This is a genomic window from Pseudomonas sp. Pseusp18 (genome assembly GCF_059506005.1).
The window spans coordinates 5,975,682-5,987,883 of sequence record NZ_CP169240.1 but is presented as its reverse complement, the minus strand read 5'-3'; the positions used below and the strand labels follow the sequence as shown (position 1 = coordinate 5,987,883).

Sequence of the window (12,202 nt, the reverse complement as noted above, 5' to 3'; positions counted from 1 at the left end):
GAGTGAAATGCTGAGTCCTTATATGTCGCCCATCGAACGGGTGTGGTTCTACAGCTTGCGGATTCTCTGCGGCTTGATTTTGTTGTTCCTGATCTTGCCGGTGCTGGTGATCATTCCGCTGTCGTTCAACTCGGGGAGTTTTCTGGTCTACCCGCTGCAAGGCTTCTCGCTGCACTGGTATCAGGACTTCTTTGCCTCGGCGGAATGGATGCGTTCGTTGAAGAACAGCATGATCGTGGCTCCGGCAGCGACCGTGCTGGCGATGATCTTCGGTACGCTGGCGGCGATCGGCCTGACCCGTGGCGACTTCCCGGGCAAGGCGCTGGTGATGGCGCTGGTGATTTCGCCGATGGTGGTGCCGGTGGTGATCATTGGTGTGGCCAGTTACCTGACCTTCGCGCCACTGGGGTTCGGCAACAGCTATACCTCGTTGATCGTGGTGCACGCCGTGCTGGGCGTGCCGTTCGTGATCATCACGGTGTCGGCGACCTTGCAGGGGTTCAACCAGAACCTGGTGCGGGCCGCGGCCAGCCTGGGCGCTTCGCCGCTGACGACGTTCCGCCGGGTGACCTTGCCGTTGATTGCGCCGGGGGTGATTTCCGGTGCGCTGTTTGCCTTCGCTACCTCGTTCGATGAAGTGGTGGTGACGCTGTTCCTCGCCGGTCCCGAACAAGCGACCTTGCCTCGGCAGATGTTCAGCGGCATCCGCGAAAACCTCAGCCCGACGATCGCCGCTGCCGCGACGCTGCTGATCGCATTCTCGGTGATCCTGTTGCTGACCCTGGAATGGCTGCGTGGGCGCAGCGAAAAACTGCGTACCGCCCAAGCCTGACGCGGTCCTCTGTAGGAGCTGCCGAAGGCTGCGATCTTTTGATTTTCCAAAAGCAAAGTCAAAAGATCGCAGCCTTCGGCAGCTCCTACTGCAGACAAACCCCAATCCCCAGCTACTATTGTGCCCAGCTCCCCTATCTATAAGAGGCTGCGCACATGAGTCTTTCCTCTTTCAAAATCGCTCACAAACTGATCACCGGCGCAGGTGCCATCGAGCAACTGGCGGCCGAGCTCACACGTCTGGACATCGACAACCCGCTGATCGTCACCGATGCCGCGCTGGTCAAGTCCGGCACGGTGGAGCTGGCGCTGGCGCAGCTGGGCGAGCGCAGTTATGAGATTTTCGACCGGGTGTTGCCGGACCCGGAAATCGCCATCGTCGAAGATTGTATGCGGGTTTACCGTGAGGGTGGGCATGACGGGCTGATCGGCCTCGGCGGCGGCAGTGCCATCGATATCGCCAAGAGTGTTGCCGCCTATGCCGGTTATCACGGCGCGCTGGAGGATTTGTTCGGCATCGATCAGGTGCCGCGCAAAGGCCCGCCGCTGATCGCCATCCCGACCACCGCCGGCACCGGTTCGGAAGTGACCAACGTGGCCATCCTCTCAGACAAGGTCGCGCAGCTGAAGATGGGCATTATCAGCGATTACCTGTTGCCGGATGTGGCACTGGTCAGCCCGCAAATGACCCTGACCTGCCCACGCAGTGTCACCGCCGCCAGTGGCGTCGATGCGCTGGTGCACGCCATCGAGTCCTACCTGTCGCTCAACGCCTCGCCCATCACCGATGCCTTGGCCATTGGCGCGATCAAGCTGATTAGCAAGGCGCTGCCCAAGGCCTACGCCAATCCCTCCCACCTGCAAGCCCGCGAAGACATGGCCACCGCCAGCCTGATGGCCGGCATGGCGTTCGGCAATGCCGGGGTCGGCGCGGTGCATGCGTTGGCGTATCCGCTGGGCGGGCGTTTCAACATTGCCCATGGTGTCAGCAATGCCTTGCTGCTGCCGTATGTCATGACCTGGAACAAGATGGCCTGCGTGGAACGCATGCAGGATATTGCCGAGGCCATGGGGGTGAAGACCGCTCATCTGAGCGCCTATGAAGCGGCGGATAAAGCCGTGGAGGCGATGACCGAGCTGTGCGCCGCCGTGGAGATCCCGCGAGGTCTGCGCAGTTTCGGGGTACCCGAGGAGGCGATCCCCGCCATGGCCGTGGAAGCCGCCGGCACCGAACGCCTGATGCGCAACAATCCGCGTAAGTTGAGCGCCACCGATATCGAGAAGATCTACCGAGCGGCCTATTAGGACTTGCCCCAATCATCGCAGCACGGTGCGCGCGTCAAAGCATGAGGTATACAATGCGCGCCATCGTGATTCTGCTCAAAAAAGGTGCGTCATGCAGCCCTTCGTTATTGCTCCGTCGATTCTCTCCGCCGACTTCGCCCGCCTGGGCGAGGAAGTGGACAACGTCCTGGCCGCCGGCGCCGACTTCGTGCACTTCGATGTCATGGACAACCACTACGTGCCGAACCTGACCATCGGCCCGATGGTCTGCTCTGCGCTGCGCAAGTACGGTGTGACCGCGCCGATCGACGCGCACCTGATGGTCAGCCCGGTGGACCGCATCGTCGGTGACTTCATCGAAGCCGGTGCGACCTACATCACCTTCCACCCGGAAGCCACGCTGCACGTCGACCGTTCCCTGCAACTGATCCGCGAAGGCGGCTGCAAGGCGGGCCTGGTGTTCAACCCGGCGACTCCGCTGGACGTGCTCAAGTACGTGATGGACAAGGTCGACATGATCCTGCTGATGAGCGTCAACCCGGGCTTCGGCGGGCAGAAGTTCATTCCAGCCACCCTCGACAAGCTGCGTGAGGCGCGGGCACTGATCGATGCTTCCGGTCGTGACATTCGCCTGGAAATCGACGGTGGGGTGAACGTGAACAACATTCGCGAAATCGCCGCTGCCGGTGCCGATACTTTCGTGGCCGGCTCGGCGATCTTCAATGCGCCGAACTACCAGGAAGTGATTGAAAAAATGCGCTCCGAACTGGCGCTGGCTCGCCCATGAGCGGTTTTGAGCAGCTGTTCCCGGGGCGTTTGCCGCGGCTGGTGATGTTCGATCTGGATGGCACGCTGGTCGATTCGGTCCCTGACCTCGCAGCGGCTGTGGATAACATGCTGCTCAAACTCGGGCGTGACCCGGTCGGCATCGAACCGGTGCGTGAGTGGGTCGGCAACGGCGCGCCGGTGCTGGTGCGCCGTGCACTGGCCGGCGGCATCGATCATTCGTCGGTCGATGACGGCGAAGCCGAAGGTGCACTGCAGATTTTCATGGAGGCCTACGGTGAGGGGCATGAGCTGACCGTGGTCTATCCCGGTGTGCGCGACACCCTGAAATGGCTGAACAAGCAGGGCGTGGCGATGGCGCTGATTACCAACAAGCCGGAGCGCTTCGTCGCGCCGCTGCTGGATCAGATGAAAATCGGCCGTTACTTCAAATGGATTATCGGCGGCGACACCCTGCCACAACAGAAACCCGACCCGGCCGCGCTGTTTTTCGTGATGAAAATGGCCAACATTCCGGCGTCGCAATCGTTGTTCGTCGGCGACTCGCGCAGCGATGTGCTGGCGGCGAAAGCGGCGGGGGTCAAATGCGTGGCCCTCAGTTACGGTTATAACCACGGTCGACCGATTGCCGAAGAGTCGCCGGCGCTGGTGATCGATGATCTGCGCAAACTAATTCCCGGTTGCCTGGATCCGGCCGCTGAGATAACGTTGCCCGACGCTGTTCAACCCCCTGCTGGAAACGCCATCGTGGTGGTCACTCGCAAACTCTGGATGAAAGTCATCAAGGCCCTGGCCCGCTGGCGTTGGCGCGCCTGACTTGTTCCTGGCCGGCGTACCGGCGCGTTTGCATACCTGACCGTTAGACCCTCAAGCCACGAGGCACCTCATGATCCGCGAAGAATTCCTGCGTTTGGCCGCTGCCGGCTACAACCGCATCCCGCTTGCCTGCGAAACCCTGGCCGACTTCGACACGCCGCTGTCGATCTACCTGAAACTGGCCGACAAGCCGAACTCCTATTTGCTGGAGTCGGTGCAGGGCGGCGAGAAGTGGGGCCGTTATTCGATCATCGGCCTGCCGTGCCGCACTGTATTGCGGGTTCACGATCACCACGTCAGTGTGACCCACGACGGTGTCGAGATCGAAAGCCATGACGTTGAAGACCCGCTGGCTTTCGTCGAAGCCTTCAAGGCGCGCTACAACGTGCCAACCATTGCCGGTCTGCCGCGCTTCAACGGCGGTCTGGTGGGTTACTTCGGTTACGACTGCGTGCGTTATGTGGAGAAGCGTCTGGGTAAATGCCCGAACCCGGATCCGCTGGGCGTGCCGGACATTCTGCTGATGGTGTCCGATGCGGTGGTGGTGTTCGACAACCTCGCCGGCAAGATGCATGCGATTGTCCTGGCCGATCCGTCGCAGGAAGATGCCTTCGAACAAGGTCAGGCGCGTCTGCAAGCGCTGTTGGAACAACTCCGTCAGCCAATCACTCCGCGCCGTGGCCTGGACTTCAGCAAGCAGCAATCGGCCGATCCAGTGTTTCGTTCGAGTTTCACCCAGGACGATTACGAGAAAGCCGTCGACACCATCAAGGAATACATCCTGGCCGGTGACTGCATGCAGGTCGTGCCGTCCCAGCGCATGTCGATCGACTTCAAGGCTGCGCCTATCGATCTTTACCGGGCGCTGCGTTGCTTCAACCCGACGCCGTATATGTACTTCTTCAACTTCGGCGACTTCCACGTCGTCGGCAGTTCGCCGGAAGTGCTGGTGCGGGTCGAAGACAACCTGATCACCGTGCGCCCGATTGCTGGCACTCGCCCACGCGGGGCCAACGAAGAGGCGGACCTGGCGCTGGAAAAAGACCTGCTGTCGGACGACAAGGAAATCGCCGAGCACTTGATGCTGATCGATCTGGGCCGCAACGATACTGGGCGCGTCTCGGAAATCGGCTCGGTGAAGCTCACCGAGAAGATGGTCATCGAGCGTTATTCCAACGTGATGCACATCGTGTCTAACGTCACCGGCCAATTGAAGGCCGGGCTGACAGCGATGGACGCACTGCGGGCGATCCTGCCGGCCGGCACCTTGTCCGGCGCACCGAAGATTCGCGCGATGGAAATCATCGACGAGCTGGAACCGGTCAAGCGGGGCGTCTATGGCGGCGCGGTCGGTTACTTCGCCTGGAACGGCAACATGGACACCGCGATTGCGATTCGCACCGCCGTGATCAAGAACGGTGAACTGCATGTGCAGGCCGGTGGCGGCATCGTCGCCGACTCGGTACCGGCGCTGGAATGGGAAGAAACCCTGAACAAGCGTCGCGCGATGTTCCGCGCCGTGGCCCTGGCCGAACAAACCCCGGAAAACTGATCCACATAGAAAACGCGGTGCCTGCGAGGGCGCCGCGTTTTTTTATGCCTGTCATTCCCCTTTTAATCTTTTGATCTTGTGCTTCGGCCGCTCTCGACACCGCCAAAAAACTTCCAGCTTTTTGCCATCTGTCGCTAACCCTTCGATTGTTTCGCGAGCTGTCGCTCCGGCCATATTGCACGCTCTGCCCAGCTACGTTACTGTGCCCAGACGTATGAATGAGACCTTTCCCGTGTTGATCGTCAGCAAACTCCTGGATCAAGTCATCAAGGCACACGCCCGTTGGCGTTGGCGCGCCTGAATCTTTTCTGCCGGCCTGGCCGGACCTGTACCGCTTTGCCTTCTTTACCTGTACGAAATGCCGCTTTGCTGGCGCCACTCCAGCACCCGTCAAAGCGCAGCGCACTGCGGGTAAATCATTCGAAGGCCGTATTAAAAGTCAGTGAATTCAAGAGGTTCTTAACGCCATGTTGCTGATGATCGATAACTACGACTCTTTTACTTACAACGTTGTGCAATACCTCGGCGAGCTAGGCTCCGAGGTCAAAGTCGTGCGCAACGATGAACTCACCATTGCCGAAATCGAAGCCCTCAAGCCTGAGCGCATCGTCGTGTCTCCCGGTCCTTGCACCCCGACCGAAGCCGGTATTTCCATCGAAGCGATCAAATACTTCGCCGGCAAGCTGCCGATTCTCGGCGTTTGCCTGGGTCACCAATCCATCGGCCAGGCGTTTGGCGGCGATGTGGTCCGTGCCCGTCAGGTCATGCACGGAAAGACCAGCCCGGTATTTCACGAGGACAAGGGCGTATTCGAAGGTCTGAATCGCCCGTTGACGGTCACCCGCTACCATTCGCTGATCGTCAAGCGCGAAACCCTGCCCGATTGCCTGGAGCTGACTGCCTGGACCCAGCTCGAAGACGGCTCGGTGGATGAGATCATGGGCCTGCGTCACAAGACGCTGAACATCGAGGGTGTGCAATTCCACCCCGAGTCTATCCTCACCGAACAGGGGCACGAGCTGTTCGCCAACTTCCTCAAACAAACTGGCGGCACGCGCTAAGGACTTTCCATGGATATCAAGACAGCCCTGAGCCGTATCGTCGGCCACCTCGACCTCAGTACCGATGAAATGCGTGATGTCATGCGCGAAATCATGACCGGGCAATGCACGGACGCACAGATTGGTGCGTTCATGATGGCCATGCGCATGAAGAGCGAAAGCATCGACGAGATCGTCGGCGCCGTGACGGCGATGCGCGAGTTGGCGGACAAGGTCGAACTCAACACCCTCGACGGCGTGGTCGATGTGGTCGGCACCGGCGGCGACGGGGCCAATATCTTCAACGTCTCGACTGCTTCCTCATTCGTGGTCGCGGCGGCCGGTTGCACCGTGGCCAAGCACGGTAACCGTGCGGTGTCGGGCAAAAGCGGCAGCGCCGATTTGCTGGAAGCAGCGGGTATCTACCTGAACCTGACCCCAGTTCAGGTTGCACGCTGCATCGACAACGTTGGCATCGGTTTCATGTTTGCCCAGACCCATCACAGCGCCATGAAGCACGCCGCCGGCCCGCGCCGCGAGCTGGGCTTGCGCACCTTGTTCAACATGCTCGGCCCGCTTACGAATCCGGCCGGCGTGAAACATCAGGTGGTGGGTGTATTCAGTCAGGCGTTGTGCCGGCCATTGGCCGAAGTCTTGCAGCGCTTGGGCAGTAAGCACGTGCTGGTGGTGCACTCCAAGGATGGCCTGGACGAGTTCAGCCTGGCGGCCCCGACCTTTGTCGCGGAGTTGAAGAATGACCAGATCACCGAGTATTGGGTCGAGCCCGAAGACCTCGGCATGAAGAGCCAGAGCCTGCACGGTCTGTCGGTGGAAAGCCCGGCGGCTTCCCTGGAACTGATTCGCGATGCCTTGGGCAAGCGCAAGACCGAGAATGGTCAGAAAGCCGCCGAGATGATCGTGCTCAATGCCGGCGCCGCGCTGTACGCCGCCGACCATGCCAGCAGTTTGAAAGAAGGCGTTGCCCTGGCGCACGATGCGCTGCACACAGGCCTCGCTCGGGAAAAACTTGAGGAGTTGGGTGCATTTACCGCGGTATTCAAAGTGGAGAATGAGGGATGAGTGTACCGACGGTTCTGGAAAAAATTCTGGCCCGCAAAGTCCAGGAAGTCGCCGAGCGTAGCGCTCGTGTGAGCCTGGCAGAGCTGGAAAACCTGGCCAAGGCGGCCGATGCACCCCGTGGTTTCGCCAAGGCATTGATCGATCAGGCCAAGAAGAAACAGCCGGCGGTGATTGCTGAAATCAAGAAAGCTTCGCCAAGCAAGGGCGTGATTCGCGAGAACTTCGTGCCTGCGGACATTGCCAGGAGTTACGAGAAGGGCGGGGCTACTTGCCTGTCGGTGCTCACCGACATCGACTACTTCCAGGGTGCGGATGCGTATCTGCAACAAGCCCGGGAGGCGTGCAAGCTGCCGGTGATCCGCAAAGACTTCATGATCGATCCGTACCAGATCATCGAGTCCCGCGCCCTGGGCGCTGATTGCGTGCTGTTGATCGTCTCCGCACTGGATGACGTGAAAATGGCCGAGCTGGCGGCCGTGGCCAAAAGTGTCGGCCTCGATGTGCTGGTGGAAGTCCACGATGGCGACGAGCTGGAGCGGGCCTTGAAAACCCTCGACACGCCGCTGGTGGGCGTGAACAACCGCAACCTGCACACCTTCGAGGTCAGCCTGGAAACCACCCTCGACCTGTTGCCGCGTATTCCGCGTAATCGTCTGGTGGTCACCGAGAGTGGCATTCTTAACCGCGCCGATGTCGAGTTGATGGAAATCAGCGACGTGTATGCGTTTCTGGTCGGCGAAGCGTTCATGCGCGCCGAAAGCCCGGGTACTGAACTTCAGCGCCTGTTCTTTCCTGAACGCGGTGTTCCAGTGAGCGGCTCTACGCTCGACTGAACACATTTTCGCAGGCAACCCGATCCCCTCTGGGAGCGGGCTTGCCCGCGAGTAGGTCATCAAGCCCCCCAAAGACTTCATGTCTTACGGAGTCGTCCATGTCCCAGCCAACCTCTCTGACCATCGAAGCCGGCCTGCTCGCCGAACAGGACCTGTTGGCCCATGTGTGCACCGGTGATTCGGAGTTCAGCTTGCTATTCTGGCAACCCACAGACCAGGCATTGGTCATGCCGCGCCGCTTGAATCGCTTGCCGGGTTTCGAGGCGGCGTGCGAGATATCAGCCGCTGCCGGTTGGCCGGTACTGCTGCGCGAAACTGGCGGCGAGCCGGTGCCGCAATCGGCATCGACCCTCAACATCGCGCTGGTCTACGCGCCACCGCGCAGCGAGGGTGACCAGAATCGGATCGAAACCGCCTATCGCCGGCTCTGCGACCCGATTTGCCAGCTTCTTGACGAGTTGGGCGGCGTGTCGTCCCTGGGCGAAATTGAGGGCGCGTTCTGCGACGGCCGTTTCAACGTCAACCTCGATGGTCGCAAGATGGTCGGAACCGCTCAGCGCTGGCGGCAGAGCAAGGGCGGTCAGCGTCCGGTCGGGCTGGTGCACGGGGCGATGCTGATCGATAACGAGCGAGAGTCGATGGTCGCAGCGGTCAATCGTTTCAACGAAGCCTGCGGTCTGGAACAGCGGGTTCGCGCAGAAAGCCACATTGCCCTGCATGAAAAGTTTGCCGCTCCTGATGCGCTGGAACGGCTCGATGCGTTGTATCGCCAAATGCTGGCAGAAGTGCTCGGGGCTTAAGTGTTCCAGGCGTCGGTTTTCAGAGCCTAGCGCGTACCGAAGACCACCATGGTCTTGCCTTTGACGTCGACCAGGTTGCGCTCTTCCAGATCCTTGAGCACGCGGCCGACCATCTCACGGGAGCAACCGACAATCCGGCCGATTTCCTGACGGGTCACCTTGATCTGCATGCCGTCCGGGTGGGTCATGGCGTCTGGCTGCTTGCACAGCTCCAACAGGCAGCGAGCAACGCGACCGGTCACGTCGAAGAACGCCAGGTCGCCGACCTTGCGCGTGGTATTGCGCAGGCGTTGTGCGATTTGTCCGCTGAGCACGTAAAGAATGTCTGGATCCTGTTGAGACAACTCGCGGAATTTCGCGTAGCTGATTTCCGCGACTTCGCATTCGACTTTGGCGCGAACCCAGGCGCTGCGCTCCTGTTCCAGCCCGGCTTGCTCGAACAGACCCAGTTCACCGAAGAAGTCGCCGGAGTTGAGGTAGGCAATGATCATTTCACGGCCGTCGTCATCCTCGATCAGGATGGTCACCGAACCCTTGATGATGAAGAACAACGTGTCCGAGCGGTCGCCGGCACAAATGATGTTGCTCTTGGCGGCATAGCGACGGCGCTGGCAGTGCATCAACAGTTTGTCGAGGTTCTTGATTTTGGATATGGGGGTAATAGCAACCATGGTTGTATCCCGAAAAGACTGCACGGTGTGTTTGTTTTTTGTAGGGGGCTGGTGAAGCCTGGTTTTTTGTTTGCTACAAAGCTGGCTAAGCGCCAGTGAATTGGCGTCAGCTTAACAGACACATTCCTTCAAGATTCGAGAATTTACCTACGACGCATACGGTTATGTCCTAGTAAGGCGAAGCGCTGCCAATCAAGGGCCCTGTGCTAAGCTGGCGACCCTTTTTTATACAGTGGAGTCTTGGCGATGAAGGCACGCATCCAATGGGCAGGCGAAGCCATGTTCCTCGGTGAATCCGGCAGCGGTCATGTCGTGGTCATGGACGGTCCGCCCGATGCCGGCGGTCGTAACCTGGGTGTCCGGCCGATGGAAATGCTCCTGCTGGGTGTTGGCGGTTGCAGCAATTTCGATGTGGTCAGCATCCTCAAGAAGTCGCGTCAGGCCGTCGAAAGCTGCGAAGCCTTCCTGGAAGCCGAGCGTGCGACCGAAGATCCGAAGGTGTTTACCAAGATCCACATGCACTTCGTGGTCAAGGGCCGCGGGCTGAAAGAAGCCCAGGTCAAGCGTGCCATCGAGCTGTCGGCCGAGAAGTACTGCTCGGCCTCGATCATGCTCGGCGCGGCTGGCGTGGCGATTACCCACGACTACGAGATTATCGAGCTCGGTTGAATCGACATTCAACTATCATAAAAGCGGTGCAGACTCTGGTGATCCATAGCTGACGTCTGCATAATGCGCCACTTTTTTCAGGGCAGTGATCGGTCACCCGACAGGTCGCTTGCCTGAACAGACAACCAAAATCGCCATCGCGAAGAGGTGTTAACCGTCCTACGCAGGTGCGTCGTTCGCATCTGACGGGCATGCTTGATCACGCGGCCAGCCCGCAATACATAGAGAGTTTTTAACGGTGAAAAGCAAACTCAAGCTCCACGGGTTCAATAACCTGACAAAGACCTTGAGCTTCAACATCTATGACATCTGCTACGCGGAAACCCCGCAAGACCAGCAGGCTTACGTCGAGTACATCAATAAAGAGTACAACGCCAAGCGCCTGACGCAGATCCTCACAGAAGTTGTCGATATCATTGGTGCCAATATCCTGAACATCGCCAGTCAGGACTATGAACCCCAGGGCGCCAGCGTCACGATTCTGATCTCTGAAGAGCCGGTAACCCCCACCGACAGTCAGATTGAAGAGTCTCCGGGCCCGTTGCCCGAAATCATCCTGGCCCACCTCGACAAGAGCCACATCACGGTGCACACCTACCCGGAAATCCATCCGGTGGACGGTATCGCGACGTTCCGTGTGGACATCGACGTGTCGACCTGTGGCGTCATTTCACCGCTCAAGGCGCTCAACTTTCTGATTCACCAGTTCGATTCGGATATCGTGACTGTGGATTACCGCGTGCGCGGCTTCACCCGTGACGTTGAAGGCAAGAAGCACTTCATCGACCACGAGATCAACTCGATCCAGAACTATCTCTCCGAAGACACCCGCGACGCGTACCAGATGACCGACGTGAACGTGTACCAGGAAAACCTGTTCCACACCAAAATGCTGCTGAAGAACTTCGAACTGGATAACTACCTGTTCGGCGACGCCACCAGCAACCTGTCCTCTGAGCAGCGTGCCCAGGTGACTGAGCGTGTGAAACACGAAATGCTCGAAATCTTCTACGCGCGCAACATGCCGAGCTGAGAGTTCCGAGTACAAAAAAAGGCGACTACCGCAAGGTAGTCGCCTTTTTCATTGCTGTTGTCCGCGAAGAGGCCCGATCAAACAACACAACCGTCAGATCCGATAAGTGCTCTTGGTCATCACCTTGGCCAGTAGACTCATCCCGAACTTCACCGGCGCAGGAAAACGGAACCCTCCAGCATCCAGCGCACTTTCGGCGTGATGTTCTTCATCAATGCGCATCTGCTCAAGGATCGCCCGGGATTTTTCGTCCTCGGCGGGCAGTTGTTCAAGGTGTTCGTTCAGGTGTTTGCAAACCTGATGCTCGGTGGCGGCAACGAAACCCAGGCTGACTTTGTCGCTGATCAACCCGGCCACCGCGCCAATCCCGAACGACATTCCGTAGAACAGCGGATTGAGAATGCTGGTGTGGCTGCCCAACTGGTGGATGCGCTGTTCGCACCAGACCAGATGATCGATTTCTTCTTCGGCGGCATGTTCCATGGCAGCGCGCACTTGCGGCAACTTGGCGGTCAGGGCTTGACCTTGATACAGCGCCTGGGCACAGACTTCGCCGGTATGGTTGATGCGCATCAAACCGGCGACGTGCCGGGTGTCCTCGTCGTTCATTTGCGCATCCGGCTGCACGATGGCAGGCGACGGACGATAGGGCTGACCACTGAAGGGCAGCAAAGTACGCATCGCGGCATCGGCTTGCAGCAGAAGACGGTCAATTGGCGAGTAGTGACGTTGGGTAGTCATGCTGACCTCCGGGAAGAATCTCGGCGGCCAGTTTAACCCAATCGGCCGGGGAGGGTTTGCGCTGGG

At 59.3% G+C, this 12,202-nt stretch carries 13 protein-coding genes; 11 read left to right on the top strand and 2 right to left on the bottom strand.

From position 1 onward, the window contains the following. Positions 1 to 7 precede the first annotated feature (7 nt). The 9 genes from ACEN9A_RS27070 to ACEN9A_RS27030 all read left to right on the top strand — a co-directional run bounded on the left by ACEN9A_RS27070 (position 8) and on the right by ACEN9A_RS27030 (position 9,022). Positions 8 to 832, top strand: a complete 825-nt coding sequence (locus ACEN9A_RS27070) for an ABC transporter permease (RefSeq protein ID WP_018928864.1) — start codon at positions 8 to 10, stop codon at positions 830 to 832. Positions 833 to 987: 155 nt separating this feature from the next. Continuing rightward, complete coding sequence (locus ACEN9A_RS27065; RefSeq protein ID WP_258671304.1) at positions 988 to 2,136, top strand: iron-containing alcohol dehydrogenase; 1,149 nt, start codon at positions 988 to 990, stop codon at positions 2,134 to 2,136. A gap of 91 nt (positions 2,137 to 2,227) precedes the next feature. Next, the gene (gene rpe, locus ACEN9A_RS27060; RefSeq protein WP_007941649.1) at positions 2,228 to 2,902 is read left to right on the top strand and encodes a ribulose-phosphate 3-epimerase; all 675 of its coding nucleotides are present in this window, start codon (positions 2,228 to 2,230) and stop codon (positions 2,900 to 2,902) included. After that, the gene (locus ACEN9A_RS27055) at positions 2,899 to 3,717 is read left to right on the top strand and encodes a phosphoglycolate phosphatase (protein WP_007941650.1); all 819 of its coding nucleotides are present in this window, start codon (positions 2,899 to 2,901) and stop codon (positions 3,715 to 3,717) included. Before rpe ends, ACEN9A_RS27055 begins: the two co-directional genes overlap by 4 nt. Before the next feature lie 70 nt (positions 3,718 to 3,787). Then, on the top strand, positions 3,788 to 5,269 hold the full coding sequence (trpE, locus tag ACEN9A_RS27050) for an anthranilate synthase component I (RefSeq protein WP_258671302.1): 1,482 nt from the start codon (positions 3,788 to 3,790) through the stop codon (positions 5,267 to 5,269). A gap of 467 nt (positions 5,270 to 5,736) precedes the next feature. Next, positions 5,737 to 6,330 (top strand): aminodeoxychorismate/anthranilate synthase component II, encoded by a 594-nt coding sequence (locus tag ACEN9A_RS27045; RefSeq protein ID WP_018928869.1) that lies wholly within the window; start codon positions 5,737 to 5,739, stop codon positions 6,328 to 6,330. Between the two features lie 9 nt (positions 6,331 to 6,339). Beyond that, positions 6,340 to 7,389, top strand: coding sequence for an anthranilate phosphoribosyltransferase (trpD, locus tag ACEN9A_RS27040; RefSeq protein ID WP_018928870.1), 1,050 nt, complete (start codon positions 6,340 to 6,342; stop codon positions 7,387 to 7,389). Beyond that, positions 7,386 to 8,222, top strand: a complete 837-nt coding sequence (trpC, locus tag ACEN9A_RS27035; protein ID WP_258671301.1) for an indole-3-glycerol phosphate synthase TrpC — start codon at positions 7,386 to 7,388, stop codon at positions 8,220 to 8,222. The genes trpD and trpC overlap by 4 nt, the downstream gene beginning before the upstream one ends. Positions 8,223 to 8,320: 98 nt before the next feature. Continuing rightward, complete coding sequence (locus tag ACEN9A_RS27030; RefSeq protein WP_258671300.1) at positions 8,321 to 9,022, top strand: lipoate--protein ligase family protein; 702 nt, start codon at positions 8,321 to 8,323, stop codon at positions 9,020 to 9,022. A gap of 26 nt (positions 9,023 to 9,048) precedes the next feature. Here the strand turns inward: ACEN9A_RS27030 and crp are convergent, their stop codons facing one another. Further along, positions 9,049 to 9,693 (bottom strand): cAMP-activated global transcriptional regulator CRP, encoded by a 645-nt coding sequence (crp, locus tag ACEN9A_RS27025; protein WP_018928873.1) that lies wholly within the window; start codon positions 9,691 to 9,693, stop codon positions 9,049 to 9,051. Between the two features lie 246 nt (positions 9,694 to 9,939). On the opposite strand from crp, the gene ACEN9A_RS27020 reads away from it, so the two are divergent. Together ACEN9A_RS27020 and speD are read left to right on the top strand one after the other, a co-directional pair. Then, the gene (locus ACEN9A_RS27020; RefSeq protein WP_007941657.1) at positions 9,940 to 10,362 is read left to right on the top strand and encodes an OsmC family protein; all 423 of its coding nucleotides are present in this window, start codon (positions 9,940 to 9,942) and stop codon (positions 10,360 to 10,362) included. 238 nt (positions 10,363 to 10,600) lie between these two features. Next, a complete protein-coding gene (speD, locus tag ACEN9A_RS27015) occupies positions 10,601 to 11,395 on the top strand; it encodes an adenosylmethionine decarboxylase (RefSeq protein WP_018928874.1) in 795 nt (264 codons plus the stop codon). A 93-nt stretch (positions 11,396 to 11,488) separates the two neighbouring features. On the opposite strand, the gene coq7 is transcribed toward speD, so the two are convergent. After that, positions 11,489 to 12,136: a 2-polyprenyl-3-methyl-6-methoxy-1,4-benzoquinone monooxygenase gene (gene coq7, locus ACEN9A_RS27010; RefSeq protein WP_018928875.1), complete on the bottom strand. Its 648-nt coding sequence runs from the start codon at positions 12,134 to 12,136 to the stop codon at positions 11,489 to 11,491. Positions 12,137 to 12,202 lie beyond the last annotated feature (66 nt).